This is a genomic window from Streptomyces sp. NPDC001220 (assembly GCF_053597895.1).
In genome coordinates this window covers 755,815-777,806 of sequence record NZ_JBSFJE010000002.1, presented here as the reverse complement: position 1 = coordinate 777,806, position 21,992 = coordinate 755,815, and the positions used below count along the sequence as shown (strand labels likewise).

The window sequence follows — 21,992 nt, the reverse complement described above, 5'->3', positions numbered from 1 at the left end:
CATGTCCGGGGACAGTGCCGCTTCGGCCCCCGGCCGGTCCGGGGACCGTCCGCAGCGGCCTGTCGGCGGAAAGAGGCCCCGTTCGCGCTGGGCGCTGCTCCTCGAGGGCGGCTTGCTGCAGGGCGGGGTCCAGGGCAGCCCGGTGCTGCGGCTGTTCATGCGCTGGGTGCGACGGCCGCTGCTGCCGGTCATGCGGCTGTGGCGGCGCAACATCCAGCTCAAGGTCGTCGTCACCACCCTGCTGATGTCGCTGGGCGTCGTTCTGCTGCTCGGATTCGTCGTCATCGGGCAGGTGCGCAACGGCCTGCTGGACGCCAAGGTGAAGGCCTCGCAGAGCCAGGCCACCGGCGGTTTCGCGGTGGCCAAGCAGAAGGCCGACGAGGCCGCGGTCGGCACCGGTGACACCGCCGTGTCGGCGGACGGACGGCAGTCGCAGAACCTCACCCCGTGGATGAGCGACCTCGTCGAGTCCCTCTCCAGCGGTGGTCAGGGCGCCTTCGACGTGGTGACGCTGCCCGCGGGCGACAACAGCGGCGGCGGGCGCGGACCGCGCGCCTCCGGCCAGGTCGACCCGACGTCCAGCGTGCCCGACGACCTGCGCACGCGGATCAACGCCAACATGACGGCCGCGCAGAGCTACACGCGGATCGTCTACAAGGACAGCGACAAGGAGTCGCAGCCCGCCCTGGTCATCGGCAAGCAGGTCAACGACCCGAACGGCGACCCGTACGAGTTGTACTACCTCTTCCCGCTCACCCAGGAGGAGAAGTCCCTCAGCCTGGTCAAGGGCACGCTCGCGACCGCGGGGCTCTTCGTGGTCGTACTGCTCGGGGCCATCGCCTGGCTGGTGGTTCGGCAGGTCGTCACGCCGGTGCGGATGGCGGCCGGGATCGCCGAGCGGCTGTCCGCCGGGCGGCTCCAGGAGCGGATGAAGGTCACCGGCGAGGACGACATCGCGCGGCTCGGCGAGGCCTTCAACAAGATGGCGCAGAACCTCCAGCTGAAGATCCAGCAGCTGGAGGACCTGTCGCGGATGCAGCGCCGGTTCGTGTCGGACGTGTCGCACGAGCTGCGTACGCCGTTGACGACCGTGCGGATGGCGGCCGACGTCATCCATGAGGCGCGCGAGGACTTCGACCCGGTGACCGCGCGGTCCGCGGAGCTCCTCGCCGACCAGCTGGACCGGTTCGAGTCGCTCCTCGCCGACCTGCTGGAGATCAGCCGGTTCGACGCGGGCGCGGCGGCGCTGGAGGCCGAGCCGATAGACCTCAGGGAGGTCGTACGGCGGGTGGTCAGCGGGGCCGCGCCGCTCGCGGAGCGCAAGGGCACGCACATACGTGTGCTCGGCGACCTGCAGCCCGTGGTCGCCGAGGCGGACGCCCGGCGCGTGGAGCGGGTGCTGCGCAACCTGGTGGTCAACGCCGTGGAGCACGGCGAGGGCAAGGACGTGGTCGTGAAGCTGGCGTCGGCCGGCGGGGCGGTCGCGATCGCGGTGCGCGACTACGGCGTCGGGCTCAAGCCCGGCGAGGCGACCCGGGTCTTCAGCCGCTTCTGGCGGGCGGACCCGGCACGCGCGCGTACCACCGGCGGTACGGGCCTGGGGCTGTCGATCGCCCTGGAGGACGCGCGGCTGCACGGCGGCTGGCTGCAGGCGTGGGGGGAACCGGGTGGCGGTTCGCAGTTCCGGCTGACGCTGCCGAGGACCGCTGACGAGCCGCTGCGAGGCTCGCCGATACCCCTGGAACCCAAGGACTCCCGGCGCAACCGGGGTCTTGGTGACGCCGGTCTGCCGAGCGGCGGCGAGGACAAGCGGGCCACCGTGCCGGTGCAGTCCGGCGGCGGACAGGGGGCGGCGCTCACTCCCATGACACAGCGGATGGCCACCGTGGCCCCGACCGCCGACCCCACCGCGCTGCCCGGCAGCGGAGCGCGGGTGGTGCCGAGGCCCAGCGGGGGCGCGCGGCGCCAGGAGGGTACGCCGGGGACCGGCCCGGCGGACGACGGGAGCGTTGGTGGGCCGGTCTAGTCGAACAAGCCAGGGGAGGCATTTCGTGGTCGCTGACCGCGAGGGGGGCGCGCGGCCCGGACCGGTGCGCGCGGTGGCGTACGCCGCCTGCGGGGCCGTACTGCTGGCGGGCTGTGCGTCCATGCCGGACAGCGGCGACCTGCGGGATGTCGAGTCCACGCCCCGGCAGGACACGCAGGTGCGGGTGTTCGCCATGCCGCCCCAGCAGGACGCCTCCTCCACCGAGATCGTCCAGGGCTTCCTGGAGGCTCTGACCAGCGACGATCCGCGCTACGACACGGCGCGCAAGTATCTGAGCACGGCCGCCGCGAATTCCTGGCGGCCGGAGTCGCAGGCGACGGTGCTGGCGAACGGGCCGAGCATCCAGACCGACCCGCGCCCGGCCGGCCGGGACGGCACGGACAGCATCACCTACTCGCTGCAGGGCAGCCGGGTGGCCACGGTCGACGCGCAGCAGGCGTACACGCCCGCCGCCGGGGCGTACCAGCGGACGGTGCATCTGACGAAGGACGCGAAGAGCGGGCAGTGGCGGATCGACGCGCTGCCGCAGGGCGTCGTGATGGGCAAGTCCGACTTCCAGCGCAACTACACGTCCGTCAACAAGTACTACTTCGCCTCGGACACGTCGGCCGGGGAGACCGGGCAGCCGGTGGCGGTCGCCGATCCGGTCTTCGTCCGCAGCCCGGTGGATCCGACGACCCAGCTGGTGCGTTCGCTGATCAAGGGCCCCACCACCTGGCTCGGCCCGGTGGTCCGGTCGAGTTTCCCGACCGGCACGGCGCTGAAGAAGGGTGTGTCCGGGCTGACACCGGACGACCAGAACCAGGTCACGGTGCCGCTGAACGTCAAGGCGTCCCGGATCGGGTCGGCCAAGTGCACCGAGATGGCGACCCAGTTGCTGTTCACGCTGCGGAGCCTGACGCCCACCGTGGAATCGGTCGCGCTGCAGTCCGTCAACGGCGGCCGGATGTGCGACGTCACCGAGGATCAGGCCGAGGCCACCGCCTGGCGCCCGTCCGCCAAGCGGCCCGACTACCTGTACTTCCTCGACGGCAAGCACCGGCTGGTGCGGATGACGACCGGCGGTACCGGCACCAGCGCGGTGGCCGTGCCGGGCCCGTTCGGCGCGGGCACCAAGTCGCTGCGGTCGGTGGCGGTGGCCCGCGACGAGCGGACCGCGGCCGGGGTCACCGGCGACGCCAAGTCCCTGTACGTCGCCTCGCTCGCGTCGGACGGTTCGCTGGGCGACGCCGTGCTGACCAGCCACGGAGCGACCGAGGGCGACCGGCTGACGGCGCCGAGCTGGGACGCCCGGGGCGACCTGTGGGTGGCCGACCGGGATCCCGCCAAGCCGCAGCTGTACATGCTGGCGCAGGGCGTCGGCCAGCCGCTGGCGGTGCAGATCCCCGAGCTGAACGGCCGTATCGAGGACGTGCGGGTCGCCGCCGACGGGGTGCGGATCGCGCTCGTCGTGGAGAAGGACGGCAAGCAGTCGCTGTTCGTGGGGCGGATCGAGCGCACCAAGTCCGATGACCAGCAGGAGGTTTCGGTCCTCGAACTGCGTTCCGCCACTCCTGGCTCCGAGGAGGTCACCGCGATGTCCTGGGCTGGGGACAGCCGGCTCGTGGTGGTCGGGCGCGAGCAGGGCGGCGTGCAGCAGACGCGGTACGTCCAGGTCGACGGCTCCACGCCGGACGGGCTCGCGCCCGCGGCCCTCACGGGTGTCCTGGCGATCGCCGCGTCCGAGGACGACCGGGTACCGCTGGTGGCCCGCTCGAAGGACGACGGGATCGTCCGGCTGCCGTCCGGGGAGCAGTGGCAGAAGGTGGTCAAGGACGGGTCGGCGCCGGTCTATCCGGGCTGAGCCCGGAGCGGCGTAAGAGCGGCCGTCCCGGCCCGGCGTGGAGCCGGCGGGGCGGCCGTCCTGTTCGGTCGGGGCGCTCGTTGTCCGTGCGGCCGGCCGGGACGACCTTGTGCGGAGCGCCGGTGTTGTGTGCCCAGGGCGACCGTTCTCGGGTGGAACACTGGTCTCCTCACCCGTGTGGGTGACGCGTTGTCTGTGTCCGCACGGAGTTGTCCACAGGCAGTTGTCCACAGGGGTGGCCGGGGCGGCCGGCCGTTGGCACAGTGGGCACATGCGGGGGTGGTGGCAGGACCTCACCGACCTGGTGCTCCCGGCCGAGTGCGGAGGCTGCGGTACGCCTCGCACGGTGCTCTGTGCCGAGTGCCGTGCCGCCCTGAACGGGGCCGTACCGCGCCGGGTGCGACCGGTGCCGGAGCCGCCCGGGCTGCCGGCGGTGTACGCGGCGGCGCCTTACGCGGACGAGGTACGGGCGGCTCTCCTCGCCCACAAGGAACGGGGCGCGCTGGCGCTCGCCGGGGCCCTGGGCGCGGCCCTGGCGGGAGCGGTACGGGCCGGGCTCCGGGAGAGCCGAACGGCGCGGACGGCCAGGACGGCCAGGACCGTCCGGACCGTCCGGACCGTGACGTCCTGGGCCGACGGCGTGATGGCCGACGGCGCGACGGGCGATGCCGACGGCGCGACGGGCGGTACGGAGGACGCGACGGGCGGCGCGACCGGCGACGTCGGCGGCGGGAACGGCGGCGTCGGCGGCGGGAACGGCGGCGGGAACGGTGGCCTGACGACCGGGGCCGGTGACGGGAGCGGTGGTGCCCGGGTCGGCGGCCCCGTGCTGCTCGTGCCGGTGCCCTCCGCGCCGTGGGCCGTGCGGGCGCGAGGACACGATCCGGTGCGCCGGATCGCCCTCGCGGCGGCCACGGATTTGCGGCGCACCGGGGTCTCGGCCCGGGTCGTGCCGGTGCTACGGCAGCGACGCGCTGTGGCCGACCAGTCGGGGCTCAACTCCCGGCAGCGGCTGGTGAACGTCGACGGCGCACTGGAGGTGACGGCCGGCGGCGCCAGGCTGCTCGCGGGTGGCCGTGTCGTCCTCGTCGACGACCTCGTCACGACCGGCGCAACCCTCGCGGAGGCGGCGCGTGCGGTGGGGGAGGCGATGGGGCCCGGCGGGGCAGGAGAGGAGACAACGGCTGTGTATCGGCGCGCGGCTTGGGAAGGAAGGGAGGAACGGACGGCCGGACCCAGGGAAGAACGAGCGAGGTGGACACGGGACGCACCGGGAATGGCCGAGGGGAACTCCCTCGCATGGCCGATCCGTGCGGCTGTGGTCGCGGCCGCACCGGATTCTTTCGAAAAGAACCGGAACTGACTGCGAACGCTCATCGTTGCAGGTAGTGACCGGGCCAATTCACCTGAATGGAGGTACGCATCAGTAGAGGGTGACGACATCCGTCCGGGCGAGATATGTTCGGTTGTGAGGGAGAAAGCCGCAGGCCGTGCCTCCCGTATCCGAATGCCGTGCCGCGGGTTTTCCGTAATCATCGCGGTGCCGGGGTGCAGATCTTGCCCATGGGGGAGGAGGAGGTGAAGTCGCCGAGTCCGAGGCTCCGGGGTTCCCCGGAGTCGGGTGCAAAAAGGGAGATGCTCCGCCAGTGAAGCGGAGCGCTCCGGGAACGGAGTTCTGCGTGGACATCGTCGTCAAGGGCCGCAAGACCGAGGTGCCCGAGCGGTTCCGCAAGCACGTGGCCGAGAAGCTGAAGCTGGAGAAGATCCAGAAGCTCGACGGCAAGGTGATCAGCCTCGACGTGGAGGTGTCCAAGGAGCCCAACCCCCGACAGGCCGACCGTTGCGACCGAGTGGAGATCACGCTCCGCTCCCGCGGTCCGGTGATCCGGGCGGAGGCAGCGGCCAGCGACCCGTACGCGGCACTCGACCTGGCGGCGGAGAAGCTGGACGCGCGGCTGCGCAAGCAGCACGACAAGCGGTTCTCGCGTCGTGGCGCACAGCGGATCTCGGCCGCCGAGGTCCCCGACCACGTCCCGGACGCGGCGACGCTCAACGGCAACGGCAGCCCCGTCCGGGCGGAAGAGCCCGACGGTGTGCCCACCAGGAAGATCGGTTCCCTGGAGGTGAAGGGTGAAGGCCCCCTCATCGTCCGCGAGAAGACCCACGTCGCCTCCCCGATGAGCCTCGACCAGGCCCTCTACGAGATGGAACTGGTCGGACACGACTTCTACCTGTTCGTCGACTCCGAGACCAAGGAGCCGAGCGTCGTCTACCGGCGGCACGCGTACGACTACGGCGTCATCCACCTCAGCACGGACCCGATGGTCGCCCAGGCGCAACCCCCGGCGGCGGGAGGCACGCTGGGCGGCTGACCCGCCCGCCCGGCAGCTGAGCCTGTGCCCCTGGAAGCGTGTGTGCGCCCCCGGGGGCACCGGTGTGCGACCACTTCGCGCCCCGCTCTGTCTCCGCGTTGCCGCCTGGGCATGGAATCATGGCCGCAGCGGTCCAACCGATGGGCCGCTGCCTTGGGTTGGCGATGGCACAGCACCACAGGCCACAGCCTTCAGGGGGAGGAACGATGGCGGACAGCTTCGGACCGATGCAGGACGATGCCGACGGCGGCGTCGTCGGCCTGGGCCCGGACGCGGAGGGCACTTCGCGCAAGGAACCGATCAGAGTCCTTGTCGTGGACGACCATGCCCTTTTCCGCCGCGGTCTGGAGATCGTGCTCGCCGCCGAGGAGGACATCCAGGTCGTCGGCGAGGCGGGGGACGGTGCCGAGGCCGTCGACAAGGCCGCCGACCTGCTGCCGGACATCGTGCTGATGGATGTCCGGATGCCCAAACGCGGTGGTATCGAGGCCTGCACCTCCATCAAGGAGGTCGCGCCCAGTGCGAAGATCATCATGCTGACGATCAGCGACGAAGAGGCCGATCTCTACGAGGCGATCAAGGCGGGCGCGACCGGATATCTCCTCAAGGAGATCTCGACGGACGAGGTGGCCACCGCCATTCGCGCGGTGGCCGACGGGCAGTCGCAGATCAGCCCTTCCATGGCGTCGAAACTCCTCACCGAGTTCAAGTCGATGATCCAGCGCACCGACGAGCGCCGACTGGTGCCGGCGCCACGGCTCACCGACCGAGAACTGGAAGTACTCAAACTCGTCGCCACGGGCATGAACAACCGCGATATCGCGAAGGAGTTGTTCATCTCCGAGAACACCGTGAAGAACCATGTGCGCAACATCCTGGAGAAGCTGCAGCTGCACTCCAGGATGGAGGCGGTGGTCTACGCGATGCGGGAGAAGATCCTGGAGATCCGCTGAGCCCGCCGACGCCGGTCAGCGCAGTGCGGTCATCAGCGCGCGGGTGACCTCCCGGACGAGCGGCTCGCGCAGCTCCGGGGTGTCCACCCGCTCCACGCGCACCGTCGTGCAGTTCACCCAGCTCGCCGCTTCGACGAGCGCCTCGGCCACCGCCGGAACCGCCTTCGGGCCGTCCAGCGTGACCTGGCGTGCCACCAGGATGCCGCCGGCCTCACGCGCCGGGTCGACCCGGCCCACCAGGCGGCCGCCGGCCAGCACCGGCATCGCGTAGTAGCCGTACACCCGCTTTGGCTTCGGGACGTACGCCTCCAGGCGGTGGGTGAAGCCGAAGATCCGCTCGGTGCGTGCCCGGTCCCAGATCAGGGAGTCGAAGGGGGAGAGCAGAGTCGTACGGTGCCGGCCGCGCGGGGGTGTGGCCAGGGCCGCCGGGTCCGCCCAGGCCGGCTTGGACCAGCCCTCCACCTCGACCGGGACCAGGCCCGAGTCGGCGATCACCGCGTCGACCTGCTCGCCCTTGAGCCGGTGGTAGTCGGCGATGTCCGCGCGCGTGCCGACGCCCAGCGACTGACCGGCCAGCCGGACCAGGCGGCGCAGGCACTCGGTGTCGTCCAGATCGTCGTGCAGCAACGTGTCCGGAACCGCGCGCTCGGCGAGGTCGTACACCCGCTTCCAGCCGCGCCGCTGGACGCACACCACCTCGCCGTACATCAGCGCGCGCTCCACGGCGACCTTGGTGCCGGACCAGTCCCACCACTCGCTGGTCTTCTTCGCGCCGCCCAACTCCGTGGCGGTCAGCGGGCCTTCGGTGCGCAGCTGCTTGATGACCTGGTCGTAGGCGCCGTCGGGGAGTTCGTGGCTCCAGTGCGGGCGGTCGCGGTAGGCGCGGCGGCGGAAGGCGAAGTGCGGCCACTCCTCGACGGGCAGGATGCAGGCCGCGTGCGACCAGTACTCGAACGCGTGGGGCCGTGCCGGAGACGCGCCGGGAGATTCTGTCGTCCAGTAGGCGGCCTCGACCGCCTTGCGGCCGACGGCGCCGAGGCGGGCGTACGGGATGAGCTCATGGGAGCGGGCGAGGACCGAGATGGTGTCGAGCTGGACCGCGCCGAGGTGGCGGAGCACGCCCCGCACGCCCGAGCGGCGGTCGGGGGCGCCGAGGAAACCCTGTGCCCTCAGGGCGATACGGCGGGCATCGTCCGCCGAGAGGGTGGTGGTGGGGCGCGGAAGGGTCGTCATGGCTCGGACGATAGAGGGTGGCACTGACAGTCCGGTGCGACCTGGGGTTTCATCCCTGCGAGGGGTCCGGCAGATACGGCGCGGCCGAGGGCAGGCCCAGGTCCGACGGCAGCAGGGAGCCCACCCAGCAGTCGCGTCGCACACCCTTGTTGTTGAGGGCGGAGCGAAGGGTGCCTTCGATGGTGAAGCCGGCGCGTACCGCGACCGCGCGGGAGCCCTGGTTGCCGACCTCGGCACGCCACTCGACCCGGTCGATCGCCAGCTGCGTGAATCCCCAGCGGGCGACCGTGAGGGTGGCCTCGGTGATGTGGCCGCGGCCGCGGTGCTCCTTGGCGGCCCAGAAACCCACCTCGGCCGTCCCCAGGGAGCGCATGGTCAGGCCGAGCATCCCGGCCAGGTCCCCGGTCGGCAGGAAGACACCGAAGGTGAACATCGAACCCTCGGACCAGCCGTCGGGGACCACTTGCTCCGTGAAGCTCCGGGCGTGTTCCGGGAGGTAGGGCGAGGGAATCGTCGTCCAGCGCTGGATGTCCGGGTCCTGGACGGCCGTGTACACCGCTTCGGTGTCCTGCGGGCCGACCGTGCGCAGCAGCAGGCGGGGGGTGGTGAGCGTGACGGGTTCCATCGGCCGATTCTGCTCGGCCCGGCGGCCGGCACGCCATCCATTTCGCGTTCCGTGACCGGGTGATCACGGTTCGCGCAATTCCTCGGCGGATGCGGCACTATCCGCATGCCCCGGCCGTTGTCATCTTCGAAGCGGAGATGAAGCGGAAAACAACCTGGCGACACCAACCGGCACAACCGAATGCCCACCCGGAGGAGTCACACGAAGGGGGCTCGTGGAGCCCTCGGGAAAGCAGTGGACGGCCGTCGGGCCGCCAGGCCTCCCGGCGCGGCCGGGTCCTCGCATACGATGGCCGTTGCTCAGTACGTCCAATGGAAACCGACCGTCCCAGGCCCGACCGGCAAGGAGACAAACCCCCGTGTCCGTCCTCTCGAAGATCATGCGTGCAGGCGAAGGCAAGATCCTGCGCAAGCTGCACCGCATCGCGGACCAGGTCAACTCCATCGAAGAGGACTTCGTCGACCTCTCCGACGCCGAGCTGCGGGCCCTCACCGATGAGTACAAGCAGCGCTACGCCGACGGAGAGAGCCTCGACGACCTGCTCCCCGAGGCGTTCGCCACCGTCCGCGAGGCCGCCAAGCGCGCCCTCGGCCAGCGTCACTACGACGTGCAGATCATGGGTGGCGCCGCCCTCCACCTCGGCTACGTCGCCGAGATGAAGACCGGTGAGGGCAAGACCCTCGTCGGCACCCTGCCCGCGTACCTCAACGCGCTGTCGGGCAAGGGCGTCCACCTCATCACGGTCAACGACTACCTGGCCGAGCGCGACTCCGAGATGATGGGCCGCGTCCACAAGTTCCTGGGCCTGAGCGTCGGCTGCATCCTGGCCAACATGTCGCCGGCCCAGCGCCGCGAGCAGTACGCGGCGGACATCACGTACGGCACGAACAACGAGTTCGGCTTCGACTACCTGCGCGACAACATGGCGTGGTCCCAGGACGAGCTCGTCCAGCGCGGCCACAACTTCGCCATCGTCGACGAGGTCGACTCCATCCTGGTCGACGAGGCCCGTACGCCGCTGATCATCTCCGGCCCGGCCGACCAGGCCACCAAGTGGTACGGCGACTTCGCCAAGCTGGTCCTGCGCCTGAAGAAGGGCGAGGCCGGCAACCCGCTCAAGGGCATCGAGGAGACCGGCGACTACGAGGTCGACGAGAAGAAGCGCACGGTCGCGATCCACGAGTCCGGTGTCTCCAAGGTCGAGGACTGGCTGGGCATCGACAACCTCTACGAGTCGGTGAACACGCCTCTGGTGGGCTACCTGAACAACGCCATCAAGGCGAAGGAGCTCTTCAAGAAGGACAAGGACTACGTCGTCATGGACGGCGAGGTCATGATCGTCGACGAACACACCGGTCGTATCCTCGCCGGCCGCCGCTACAACGAGGGCATGCACCAGGCGATCGAGGCGAAGGAAGGGGTGGACATCAAGGACGAGAACCAGACCCTCGCCACGATCACCCTGCAGAACTTCTTCCGCCTCTACAAGCGCCACGACCACAACGACAAGGAACAGCCCGGCCTGTCCGGCATGACCGGTACGGCCATGACCGAGGCCGCCGAGTTCCACCAGATCTACAAGCTCGGTGTGGTCCCGATCCCGACGAACAGGCCGATGGTCCGCAAGGACCAGTCGGACCTGATCTACCGCACCGAGGTCGCCAAGTTCGAGGCGGTCGTCGACGACATCGCGGAGAAGCACGAGAAGGGCCAGCCGATCCTCGTCGGCACGACCTCCGTCGAGAAGTCGGAGTACCTCTCGCAGCAGCTCTCCAAGCGCGGCATCCAGCACGAGGTGCTCAACGCCAAGCACCACGAGCGGGAGGCGTCGATCGTCGCGCAGGCCGGCCGCAGGGGCGCGGTGACGGTGGCCACCAACATGGCCGGCCGTGGTACCGACATCAAGCTCGGCGGCAACCCCGAGGACCTCGCGGAGGCGGAGCTGCGCCAGCGCGGCCTCGACCCCGAGGAGCACATCGAGGAGTGGGCGCAGGCGCTGCCCGCCGCCCTGGAGAAGGCCGAGCAGGCGGTCAAGGCCGAGTTCGAGGAGGTCAAGGACCTCGGCGGCCTCTACGTCCTCGGTACCGAGCGGCACGAGTCGCGCCGGATCGACAACCAGCTGCGCGGTCGTTCCGGCCGTCAGGGCGACCCCGGTGAGTCCCGCTTCTACCTCTCCCTCGGCGACGACCTGATGCGCCTGTTCAAGGCCCAGATGGTGGAGCGCGTGATGTCCATGGCCAACGTGCCGGACGACGTGCCGATCGAGAACAAGATGGTCACCCGCGCGATCGCGTCCGCGCAGTCGCAGGTCGAGCAGCAGAACTTCGAGACCCGTAAGAACGTCCTGAAGTACGACGAGGTGCTCAACCGCCAGCGTGAGGTCATCTACGGCGAGCGCCGCCGCGTCCTGGAGGGCGAGGACCTGCAGGAGCAGATCCAGCACTTCACGGACGACACGATCGACGCGTACGTCGGTGCGGAGACCGCCGAGGGCTTCCCGGAGGACTGGGACCTCGACCGTCTGTGGGGCGCCTTCAAGCAGCTCTACCCGGTCAAGGTGACCATCGACGAGCTGGAGGAGGCGGCCGGCGACCGGGCCGGTCTGACCGCCGAGTACATCTCCGAGTCGATCAAGGACGACATCCGCGAGCAGTACGCCTCGCGCGAGGCGCAGCTCGGCTCCGAGATCATGCGTGAGCTGGAGCGCCGGGTCGTGCTCTCGGTCCTCGACCGCAAGTGGCGTGAGCACCTCTACGAGATGGACTACCTCCAGGAGGGCATCGGCCTGCGCGCGATGGCCCAGAAGGACCCCCTGGTCGAGTACCAGCGCGAGGGCTTCGACATGTTCACCGCGATGATGGACGGCATCAAGGAGGAGTCCGTCGGCTACCTGTTCAACCTGGAGGTCCAGGTCGAGCAGCAGGTCGAGGAGGTCCCGGTCGAGGACGCCCAGGCGGTCGCGGAGGGCGTCCAGGACGCGGTTCCGGCCCAGGCGGGCTCCCGTCCCGAGATCCGTGCGAAGGGGCTGGAGGCGCCGCAGCGGCGGGGCATGCACTTCTCCGCGGCCACCGTGGACGGCGAGGGCGGCATCGTCGAGGGCGACTTCGACTACGACGACGAGGAGCCGGCCCGTTCCGAGGCGGACGGCCTCACCCGCGCCGAGCGCCGCAAGCAGGCGAAGAGCCGCCGCGGCCGCAGGAAGTAACGGCAGCACCGACACCCGCTCCACCAGGGCCGGCCACCCCGCAAGGGGGGCCGGCCCTTCGGTCTGTGCCGGGGCTGGTGGTCCTTCGGTCTGTGGCTGGGGTACGGGGTCCTCGCAACGCTAGGGCCGGCCGTCGTGGGGTGTGCGGGGGCCGCCCAGTTCCACCGCTGTGCAGCGCCAGCGCAGGTCCTGGCCCTGTTCCAGGCGGAAGGCCATGGCGCGCAGCTGGTCGCCGGCGGCGACGCGGGCGAAGACCTCCAGGGCGCCGGCGCGAGGGACGTAGTAGCCGATGTCGCGGACGACCGGGTCGGTGCCGCGGGTGCGCAGGGGGCCGCGTTCGGCGAGGCGGGCGAGGTCGTCGTAGGCGGCTCCGGCCGTGTGCCGCAGCATCCAGTGGACGGGTCGGCGGCCGCTCAGGACGGCCAGCAGGCGCTCCGCGAAGAGGTCGGTGGGGCGCGGGCTCGGCGGAGCCGCCGGAGGCGTCAGGGGCCTGCGGGAGGACGCGCCGGGGCGGCGGGAGTCGCGGCGCCCGGGCGGGCGGGTGCCCGGGCGGAGCTGGGCGGTCCTGGTCATGACCTTGTTCATGGGGATCCCCGTTCGGCGGGCCCGGCGGGTACCAGGCGGTAACTTGCGGTTGAGGATCTTGTACGGGGGCCGGGACGGCGGCGGCAAGGCGGTGACGGCCCGTGTCGAGGGCCTCGGAGGGTTCACCTATCCGAGTGGTCGGGGGTGCGGGAAACCGCCTGGGCGGGCGGCGGTACCGGGTGAATCGGCGGGCGCCGGGTGGACGTCCCCGACGTCACCGCCCGGGACCCGAAAGGGGACGCCCGCACGTATCCTGAAGGCCCTCCGGGAGGCGCCAGGACCTTCGGGAGACGCAGAGTCGAAGAGTCCGGAAGAGAGCGGCCACCCATGCGCGTCTACGTCCCCCTGACCCTCCCCGGGCTCGCCGAGGCGCACAAGACGGGCGAGCTGGGGACCGGTCCCTTCGTCGCCTACGCCGTCACGCCCGCGCTGCGCGAGTGGTACCTCTCCGACGACATGGAGGAACTGGAGTACGCCGCGCTCAACCGGGCCGCCCTCGCCTCCCTGCGGCTGCTGGCCGCCGACCAGGAGGCGCCGCGGCGCCGGGTCGTGGTGGCCGTGGACGTCCCCGACGGCACGGCGGCGGCCGACCCGGACCGCGGGCTCGACCCGGCGGCGCTGGGCGAGGTGCGGGTGACCAGGACGGTCGCGCTGGCCAAGGCGGCCTCCGTGCACGTCGACTCCGGCGACGCGGAGGAGGACGTGACCGCGGCGGCCGGGGCTCTTCCGGCCGCGGACGGCGGGGACGACGACGCGCAGTTCGTGGTGGACGGGGCCGAGGACCACGAGCTGCTCTGGTATGCCACGCAGGAGATCCCGAACCTGGTGGGGCTCGGCGGCTGAGCGGGGCCGACGGGGCCCATTCGACTCCTGTGACCTGCGGTGATGCGTCACGGGTCTTGATTGTCAGTGCTGGCGGGTAGCGTTTTTGGCATGGGGAAGCACGGAAGCGCGCACATCGTCTGGGACTGGAACGGGACCCTGTTCCACGACAACGACGCGATCATCGGGGCGACGAACGCGGCATCGGCCGAGCTGGGCCTGGCGCCGATCACGCTGGAGCAGTACCGGTCGCTGTACTGCGTGCCGGTGCCGAAGTTCTACGAGCGGCTGATGGGGCGGCTGCCCACCGAGGCCGAGTGGGAGGTCATGGACGAGATCTTCCACCGGTACTACACCGAGCACCGGGACCGGTGCGGGCTGACCGACGGGGTGGTCGAGCTGCTGGCCGGATGGCGTTCGGCCGGAGGCAGCCAGTCACTGCTGAGCATGTACGTGCATGACGAGCTCGTGCCGTTGGTGCGGGGATTCGGGATCGAGCCGCACTTCATACGGGTCGAGGGGCGGGTCGGGCCGTCCGGGGGCAGCAAGGCCGAGCACATGGTGCGGCATCTGCGGTCGCTGGGAGAGGTGCGGCCCGGACGGACCGTGGTGATCGGGGACGCGGCGGACGACGCGGTGGCCGCGCGGGCCGTGGGCGCGAAGGCCGTGCTGTACACCGGCGGGTCGCACGGCAGGGCGAGCCTGGAAGAGGTCGGCGTACCGGTCGTGGACTCACTGGCGGAGGCGGTCGAGGAGGCCCAGCGGCTCGTGGCGTGACCGGTTGTGCGGGGGATGCGCCCCTTCAGGGGCGAGGGAAACCGCGCGACCGGCCCCCACGCACCCGCACCATCACCACGCACGTCAACCCCCTATGTCGGCCGGGCCGGTGCACGCGCTGTGCAGAACGTCAAAGTTCCACCCCCTCTTTTGTACACATACGGCTCATGACGGCCCCGGGGTGAGGAGCGATAGCCTTGGTGGCGTGATCAGCGCGATAGTTCGCGGGGGCGTCGACGCCCCTGCCCTGCGCCCGGTGAGCACGGAACACCTCCGTGACCGGGCGGCGGTCGCTGGTCTTCGCGGGCGGAGGGCACCCGAAACAGCCCTGGTAGCGGCGTCGCCGAGAGCGACGTCACACCCTCGGGGCATGTCGAGAATGGCCGAATACCCCCCGCTCGTCTCACCCTGCGGCATAGCGTCGAAGCAGACCGGAGACCCCGGCCGTGGCGTCGAGCCGCAGGGGGAAGAGCCCGTACTTCCTTCTACGTCACGCAATGGCGCGCGACAGGAGCCAGAGGACAATGCAGACCAAGCTGGACGAAGCCAAGGCCGAGCTGCTCGATCGGGCCGCCCGGGTAGCTGAGAACAGCCCGGCAGGGGGGCACCTACCGACTGGGACGGCGGGGACGGCGGACCAGGAGTCCGTGTTCACGTTCCTTCAGCGCTACTACCTGCACACCGCGCCAGAGGACCTCGCCGACCGTGACCCGGTCGACGTCTTCGGCGCTGCCGTCTCGCACTTCCGTCTCGCCGAGACCCGTCCACAGGGCACCGCGAACGTCCGGGTCCACACCCCGACCGTCGAGGAGAACGGGTGGACCTCCAGCCACTCCGTGGTGGAGGTCGTCACCGACGACATGCCCTTCCTCGTCGACTCGGTCACCAACGAGCTGACCCGGCAGGGGCGCGGCATCCATGTCGTCATCCACCCCCAGTTCGTGGTCCGCCGCGACCTCACCGGCAAGCTCATCGAGATGCTGCCGACCCCGGCCGTCGGCGAGGAACTGCCGCACGACGCGCACATCGAGTCCTGGATCCACGTAGAGATCGACCGCGAGACCGACCGCGCCGACCTCAAGCAGATCACCGCCGATCTGCTGCGGGTGCTGTCCGACGTCCGCGAGGCCGTCGAGGACTGGGAGAAGATGCGGGAGGCGGCGGTCCGTATCGCCGAGGACCTCGCCGCCGAGCCGGTCCCCGGCGACCTGCCCCGTCCCGAGGTCGAGGAGGCCCGCGAGCTGCTGCGCTGGCTGGCCGCCGACCACTTCACCTTCCTCGGCTTCCGCGAGTACCAGCTGCGCGAGGACGACTCGCTGGGCGCCGTGCCCGGCACCGGCCTCGGCATCCTGCGCTCCGACCCGCCGCACGCCGGCGAGGAGGGCCACCCGGTCAGCCCCTCCTTCGAGCGGCTCCCGGCCGACGCGCGTGCCAAGGCCCGCGAGCACAAGCTCCTCGTCCTGACCAAGGCGAACAGCCGGTCGACCGTGCATCGGCCGTCGTACCTGGACTACATCGGGGTCAAGAAGTTCGACGCGGACGGCAACGTCGTCGGTGAGCGCCGGTTCCTGGGGCTTTTCTCGTCCGCCGCGTACACCGAGTCGGTGCGCCGGGTGCCCGTCATCCGCCGCAAGGTCGACGCGGTGCTGGAGCGGGCCGGCTTCTCGCCCAACAGCCACGACGGCCGCGACCTGCTCCAGATCATGGAGACCTTCCCGCGCGACGAGCTGTTCCAGACCCCGGTCCCCGAGCTGGAGTCGATCGTCACGAGCGTCCTCTACCTCCAGGAACGCCGGCGGCTCCGCCTCTACCTGCGCCAGGACGAGTACGGCCGCTACTACTCGGCCCTCGTCTACCTCCCCCGGGACCGCTACACCACCGGTGTGCGGCTGCGGATCATCGACATCCTGAAGGATGAGCTCGGCGGCACCAACGTCGACTTCACGGCCTGGAACACCGAGTCGATCCTCTCCCGGCTGCACTTCGTCGTCCGCGTCCCGCAGGGCACCGAGCTGCCCGAGCTGTCCGACGCCGACAAGGACCGCATCGAGGCCCGCCTGGTCGAGGCGGCCCGCTCCTGGGCCGACAGCTTCGCCGAGGCGCTCAACGCCGAGTGCGGCGAGGAGCGCGCGGCCGAGCTGCAGCGCCGCTACACCAACTCCTTCCCCGAGGGCTACAAGGCCGACCACACCCCGCGTGCGGCGGTCGCCGACCTGGTCCACCTGGAGCGGCTCACCGAGGAGGCGGGCAACGACTTCGCGCTCAGCCTCTACGAGCCGGTGGGCGCCGCCCCGGACGAGCGCCGCTTCAAGATCTACCGCAAGGGCGCGGCGATCTCCCTGTCGGCGGTGCTGCCGGTCCTGAACCGGCTGGGCGTCGAGGTGATCGACGAGCGGCCGTACGAGCTGCGCTGCTCGGACCGGACGACCGCATGGATCTACGACTTCGGCATGCGGATGCCGAAGACGGCGGGCGGCGGCAACGGCGACTACCTGGGTGACGACGGCCGTGAGCGGTTCCAGGACGCCTTCGCGGCGACCTGGACCGGCCTGGCGGAGAACGACGGCTTCAACGCGCTGGTGCTGAGCGCCGGGCTGAGCTGGCGGCAGGCGATGGTGCTGCGGGCGTACGCCAAGTACCTGCGGCAGGCCGGTTCCACGTTCAGCCAGGACTACATGGAGACCACGCTCCGTCACAACGTCCACACCACCCGGCTGCTCGTCTCGCTCTTCGAGGCGCGGATGTCGCCGGACCGGCAGAAGGCCGGCCTGGAGATCACCGACGCCCTCCACGAGGAGCTGGACGCCGCCCTCGACCAGGTGGCGAGTCTCGACGAGGACCGCATCCTGCGCTCCTTCCTGACCGTCATCAAGGCGACGTTGCGCACCAACTTCTTCCAGGAGACGGCCGACGGCAAGCCGCACTCCTACGTCTCCATGAAGTTCGACCCGCAGGCCATCCCGGACCTCCCGGCGCCGCGTCCGGCGTTCGAGATCTGGGTGTACTCGCCGCGCGTCGAGGGTGTGCACCTGCGCTTCGGCAAGGTCGCGCGCGGCGGTCTGCGCTGGTCCGACCGGCGCGAGGACTTCCGGACCGAGATCCTCGGCCTGGTCAAGGCGCAGATGGTCAAGAACACCGTCATCGTGCCGGTCGGCGCCAAGGGCGGGTTCGTCGCCAAGCAGCTGCCGGACCCGGCGAAGGACCGGGACGCGTGGCTGGCCGAGGGCATCGCCAGCTACAAGACGTTCATCTCGGCGCTGCTCGACATCACCGACAACATGGTGGCCGGGGAGGTCGTGCCCCCGCAGGACGTGGTCCGGCACGACGAGGACGACACCTACCTGGTGGTCGCGGCCGACAAGGGCACGGCGACGTTCTCCGACATCGCCAACGAGGTCGCCGGGAGCTACAACTTCTGGCTCGGCGACGCCTTCGCCTCCGGCGGCTCCGCCGGCTACGACCACAAGGGCATGGGCATCACCGCGCGCGGCGCCTGGGAGTCCGTGAAGCGGCACTTCCGGGAGCTGGCCGTCGACACCCAGACCGAGGACTTCACGGTCGTCGGCATCGGTGACATGTCCGGTGACGTGTTCGGCAACGGCATGCTGCTCAGCGAGCACATCCGCCTGGTCGCCGCCTTCGACCACCGGCACATCTTCATCGACCCCACCCCGGACGCGGCCACCGGCTACGCCGAGCGCCGCCGGCTGTTCGACCTGCCCCGTTCCAGCTGGGGCGACTACAACACCGAACTGCTCTCGGCGGGCGGCGGGATCTTCCCGCGCAGCGCCAAGGCGATCCAGGTCAACAGCCATATCCGCGAGGCGCTCGGCATCGAGGAGAAGGTCGCCAAGCTGACCCCGGCCGACCTGATGAAGGCGATCCTGGAAGCGCCGGTCGACCTGCTGTGGAACGGCGGTATCGGCACCTACGTCAAGGCGTCGACCGAGTCGAACGCGGACGTCGGCGACAAGGCCAACGACGCCATCCGCGTCGACGGCGCCGACCTGCGCGTCAAGGTCGTCGGCGAGGGCGGCAACCTGGGCCTGACCCAGCTCGGCCGGATCGAGTTCGCCCGCCAGGGCGGCAAGATCAACACCGATGCCATCGACAACAGCGCCGGCGTGGACACCTCCGACCACGAGGTGAACATCAAGATCCTGCTCAACGGCGTGGTCGCGGACGGCGACATGACGGTCAAGCAGCGCAACAAGCTGCTCGCCGAGATGACCGACGAGGTCGGCGGCCTGGTGCTGCGCAACAACTACGCGCAGAACGTGGCGATCGCCAACGCCCTGGCCCAGTCCAAGGACATGCTCCACGCCCAGCAGCGGTTCATCCGCCACCTGGTCAGGGAGGGCCACCTGGACCGGGCGCTGGAGTTCCTGCCCACCGACCGCCAGATCCGCGAGCGGCTCGGCTCCGGCCAGGGCCTGACCAGCCCGGAGACGGCAGTCCTGCTGGCGTACACGAAGATCACGGTCGCCGACGAGCTGCTGGCGACCTCGCTGCCGGACGACCCGTATCTGAGCGGCCTGCTGCACGCCTACTTCCCGACGGCCCTGCGCGAGCGGTTCGCCGCCGCGCTCGCCACCCATCCGCTGCGCCGTGAGATCACGACCACGGTCCTGGTCAACGACACGGTCAACACCGGTGGTACGACCTATCTGCACCGGCTGCGCGAGGAGACCGGGGCCTCCCTGGAGGAGATCGTCCGGGCCCAGACCGCGGCGCGTGCGATCTTCCGCTCCGCCCCGGTCTGGGACGCGGTCGAGGAACTGGACAACAAGGTCGACGCGGCCGTCCAGACCCGCATCCGGCTGCACTCCCGCCGTCTGGTGGAGCGCGGCACCCGCTGGCTGCTCAACAACCGGCCGCAGCCGCTGGAGCTGATCGAGAACGTCGACTTCTTCTCCGAGCGGGTCGAACAGGTCTGGCAGCAGCTGCCCAAGCTGCTGCGCGGCGCGGACCTGGAGTGGTACCAGCACGTGTACGACGAGCTGTCCGCGGCCGGTGTCCCGGACGAGCTGGCGACCAGGGTGGCCGGATTCTCCTCGGCCTTCCCGGCACTGGACATCGTCTCGGTGGCCGACCGTACGGGCAAGGAGCCGCTGGAGGTCGCGGAGGTCTACTACGACCTCGCCGACCGGCTCGGCGTGACCCAGCTGATGGACCGCATCATCGAGCTCCCGCGCGCCGACCGCTGGCAGTCGATGGCCCGTGCCTCCATCCGCGAGGACCTGTACGCGGCCCACGCGATGCTCACCGCCGACGTACTCGCCGCGGGCAACGGCACGTCGACGCCCGAGCAGCGCTACGCGGCCTGGGAGCAGAAGAACGCGGCCATCCTGGGGCGGGCCCGGGCCACGCTGGAGGAGATCCGCAGCTCGGACTCCTTCGACCTGGCCAACCTGTCGGTGGCCATGCGGACGATGCGGACGCTGCTGCGCACGCACTCGTAGTCGTCGTCGCGGTCGCAGTCTGAGTCGTGCGACAGGAAAGCGCCCCGGGCCGGTGACGGCTCGGGGCGCTTTCTTCCACGGCTGCTTCAGGAGGGCTGGGAGACCTTCGGAGCGTCGGCCTGCTTCGGCGGCGCGGCCTTCGGCTTCGGCTTGGCCTTCGGCTTCGCCTTGTCGCCGGTGAAGGCCTCGTACTCCGCGAGGACCTCCTCGGTCGGCCCGTCCATGCGCAGCACACCGCGCTCCAGCCACAGCACCCGCTCGCAGGTGTCGCGGATGGACTTGTTGTTGTGGCTGACCAGGAACACCGTGCCGGCGTGCTCGCGCAGGGCCCGGATGCGCTCCTCGGAACGCATCCGGAAGGCCGCGTCACCGGTGGCCAGCGCCTCGTCGATGAGCAGGACGTCGTGGTCCTTGGCGGCGGCGATGGAGAACCGCAGCCGGGCGCCCATGCCGGAGGAGTAGGTGCGCATCGGGAGGGTGATGAAGTCGCCCTTCTCGTTGATGCCGGAGAAGTCGACGATCTCCTGGTAGCGCTCCTTGATCTCCTCGCGGGACATGCCCATGGCGAGGCCGCCGAGGTAGACGTTCTTCTCGCCGGTCAGGTCGCCCATGAGGGCCGCGTTGACGCCGAGGAGGGAGGGCTGCCCGTCGGTGTAGATGGCGCCGTTCTCCACCGGGAGCAGGCCGGCGACGGCCTTGAGGAGGGTGGACTTGCCGGAGCCGTTGGTGCCGATGAGGCCGATCGCCTCGCCCTTGTAGGCGACGAAGGAGACGTTCCTGACCGCGTGCACCTTGCGGACGCCCGCCGCCTTCTCGGCCTTCTTGCGGCGCAGCATGCGGTTGAGGGCGGCGGTGGCGGAGCCGCGGCCGGCGCCGGTGCCGTTGACCCGGTAGACGATGTCGACGCCGTCGACGACGACGGTGGGGATGCGGGTGTCGCTCACCGGGCGGGTGTCGCTCACGTCGCGGGTGTCGCTCACGTCGCGGGAGTCGCTCATGCTGCGGGTGTCGCTCACGTTCTCAGCCACGGCCGTACGTCTCCTCAGCCTTCCAGAAGTAGATGAAGCCACCGACGCCGATGACGAGGGCCCAGCCGGTCGCGATGACCCACACGTGCGGCGGCAGCTGGCCGGCGTGGAAGCTGTCGATCAGGGCGAAGCGCATCAGGTCGATGTAGACGGCGGCCGGGTTGGCCTTGAGCACCGGGTTCACCCAGCTCGGCAGACCGCTGTGCTCGCCGGTCAGCTTGTCGATGTTCCACATGACGCCGGAGATGTACATCCAGGTGCGCAGCACGAACGGCATCAGCTGGGAGATGTCCGGGGTCTTGGCGCCCCAGCGGGCCATGATCAGCGACATGCCGGTGTTGAAGGTGAACTGCAGGATCAGCGCCGGGATGGCCAGCACCCAGGAGGCGGCCACCGGAACGCCGAAGCAGAGCAGGATCACGACCAGGGCGGCCATCGAGAACAGCAGCTGCTGGAGCTGCTGGAGGCAGAAGGAGATCGGGAGTGCGGCCCGGGGGAAGTGCAGGGCGCGGACGAGTCCGAGGTTGCCGGCGATCGCGCGGGTGCCGGTCATGATCGAGCTCGAGGTGAACGTCCAGATGAACACGCCCGTGACCAGGAACGGGATGTAGTCCGGCACGCCCTTCTTGGTGTGCAGCAGGACACCGAAGATGAAATAGTACACCGCCGCGTTCAGCAGCGGGGTCATGACCTGCCAGACCTGGCCGAGCTTCGCCTGGGCGTACTGGGCGGTGAGCTTGGCGGTGGCGAACGCGGTGATGAAGTGCCGCCGTGCCCACAGCTGGCGGACGTACGCCGGCAGAGTGGGACGGGCGCCGCTGACCGAGAGTCCGTGCCGGGCGGCGAGCGCCGCGAGGTCGTCCTCGGCCGTGACCGGGGTCGGGGGCGGTGTGTGGAGAACCTGGGTCACATCCGCTGCTTTCACTCGGGGGGTGGGGGTGCGGCGTCCGGCTGGGCACCGGCCCGTCATCCGGCGTTTCCTTACGCTTCTCTTCACGTTTTCTTGCGTCGGGACGGGACCGTATCGTCGCAACGGGAGC

14 protein-coding genes are annotated in these 21,992 nt (G+C 70.4%); 9 read left to right on the top strand and 5 right to left on the bottom strand.

All coding sequences use genetic code 11. The annotated features are described in order from the left end of the window. Window position 1: 1 nt before the first annotated feature. The 5 genes from mtrB (at window position 2) to ACWDGI_RS07975 (ending at window position 7,215) form a co-directional block, all read left to right on the top strand. The gene (mtrB, locus tag ACWDGI_RS07995) at window positions 2-2,026 is read left to right on the top strand and encodes an MtrAB system histidine kinase MtrB (protein WP_450756452.1); all 2,025 of its coding nucleotides are present in this window, start codon (window positions 2-4) and stop codon (window positions 2,024-2,026) included. Window positions 2,027-2,051: 25 nt separating this feature from the next. Next, entirely contained in the window at window positions 2,052-3,890 is a 1,839-nt protein-coding gene (locus ACWDGI_RS07990; protein ID WP_450756450.1) for an LpqB family beta-propeller domain-containing protein, read from the top strand. A gap of 271 nt (window positions 3,891-4,161) precedes the next feature. Then, window positions 4,162-5,253 carry a ComF family protein gene (locus ACWDGI_RS07985; RefSeq protein ID WP_450756448.1) on the top strand — a complete coding sequence of 364 codons (1,092 nt, stop codon included), beginning with the start codon at window positions 4,162-4,164 and terminating at the stop codon, window positions 5,251-5,253. A gap of 316 nt (window positions 5,254-5,569) precedes the next feature. Further along, window positions 5,570-6,262, top strand: a complete 693-nt coding sequence (gene hpf, locus ACWDGI_RS07980; protein ID WP_450756446.1) for a ribosome hibernation-promoting factor, HPF/YfiA family — start codon at window positions 5,570-5,572, stop codon at window positions 6,260-6,262. Between the two features lie 206 nt (window positions 6,263-6,468). Beyond that, on the top strand, window positions 6,469-7,215 hold the full coding sequence (locus ACWDGI_RS07975; protein WP_450756444.1) for a response regulator: 747 nt from the start codon (window positions 6,469-6,471) through the stop codon (window positions 7,213-7,215). A 15-nt stretch (window positions 7,216-7,230) separates the two neighbouring features. Here ACWDGI_RS07975 and ACWDGI_RS07970 read toward each other — a convergent pair whose 3' ends face one another. Together ACWDGI_RS07970 and ACWDGI_RS07965 are read right to left on the bottom strand one after the other, a co-directional pair. After that, on the bottom strand, window positions 7,231-8,448 hold the full coding sequence (locus ACWDGI_RS07970) for a winged helix-turn-helix domain-containing protein (protein ID WP_450756442.1): 1,218 nt from the start codon (window positions 8,446-8,448) through the stop codon (window positions 7,231-7,233). 49 nt (window positions 8,449-8,497) lie between these two features. Beyond that, window positions 8,498-9,073 carry a GNAT family N-acetyltransferase gene (locus ACWDGI_RS07965; RefSeq protein ID WP_450756440.1) on the bottom strand — a complete coding sequence of 192 codons (576 nt, stop codon included), beginning with the start codon at window positions 9,071-9,073 and terminating at the stop codon, window positions 8,498-8,500. 358 nt (window positions 9,074-9,431) lie between these two features. Between ACWDGI_RS07965 and secA the strand changes: the two genes are divergently transcribed. Beyond that, window positions 9,432-12,278, top strand: a complete 2,847-nt coding sequence (gene secA, locus ACWDGI_RS07960; RefSeq protein WP_450756438.1) for a preprotein translocase subunit SecA — start codon at window positions 9,432-9,434, stop codon at window positions 12,276-12,278. A gap of 120 nt (window positions 12,279-12,398) precedes the next feature. Here the strand turns inward: secA and ACWDGI_RS07955 are convergent, their stop codons facing one another. Further along, the gene (locus ACWDGI_RS07955; RefSeq protein ID WP_450756436.1) at window positions 12,399-12,863 is read right to left on the bottom strand and encodes an Rv3235 family protein; all 465 of its coding nucleotides are present in this window, start codon (window positions 12,861-12,863) and stop codon (window positions 12,399-12,401) included. Window positions 12,864-13,190: 327 nt separating this feature from the next. Here ACWDGI_RS07955 and ACWDGI_RS07950 point away from each other — a divergent pair, with 327 nt between their 5' ends. The 3 genes from ACWDGI_RS07950 to ACWDGI_RS07940 all read left to right on the top strand — a co-directional run bounded on the left by ACWDGI_RS07950 (window position 13,191) and on the right by ACWDGI_RS07940 (window position 19,924). Further along, window positions 13,191-13,706 (top strand): DUF6912 family protein, encoded by a 516-nt coding sequence (locus tag ACWDGI_RS07950; RefSeq protein ID WP_450756434.1) that lies wholly within the window; start codon window positions 13,191-13,193, stop codon window positions 13,704-13,706. A 90-nt stretch (window positions 13,707-13,796) separates the two neighbouring features. Next, entirely contained in the window at window positions 13,797-14,462 is a 666-nt protein-coding gene (locus ACWDGI_RS07945) for an HAD family hydrolase (protein WP_450756432.1), read from the top strand. Window positions 14,463-14,986: 524 nt separating this feature from the next. Beyond that, complete coding sequence (locus ACWDGI_RS07940) at window positions 14,987-19,924, top strand: NAD-glutamate dehydrogenase (protein WP_450756430.1); 4,938 nt, start codon at window positions 14,987-14,989, stop codon at window positions 19,922-19,924. 86 nt (window positions 19,925-20,010) lie between these two features. Here the strand turns inward: ACWDGI_RS07940 and ACWDGI_RS07935 are convergent, their stop codons facing one another. Both ACWDGI_RS07935 and ACWDGI_RS07930 read right to left on the bottom strand, forming a co-directional pair. Then, on the bottom strand, window positions 20,011-20,922 hold the full coding sequence (locus ACWDGI_RS07935; protein WP_450756531.1) for an ABC transporter ATP-binding protein: 912 nt from the start codon (window positions 20,920-20,922) through the stop codon (window positions 20,011-20,013). Between the two features lie 22 nt (window positions 20,923-20,944). Beyond that, window positions 20,945-21,862 (bottom strand): ABC transporter permease, encoded by a 918-nt coding sequence (locus ACWDGI_RS07930; protein ID WP_450756428.1) that lies wholly within the window; start codon window positions 21,860-21,862, stop codon window positions 20,945-20,947. Between the last annotated feature and the right edge of the window lie 130 nt (window positions 21,863-21,992).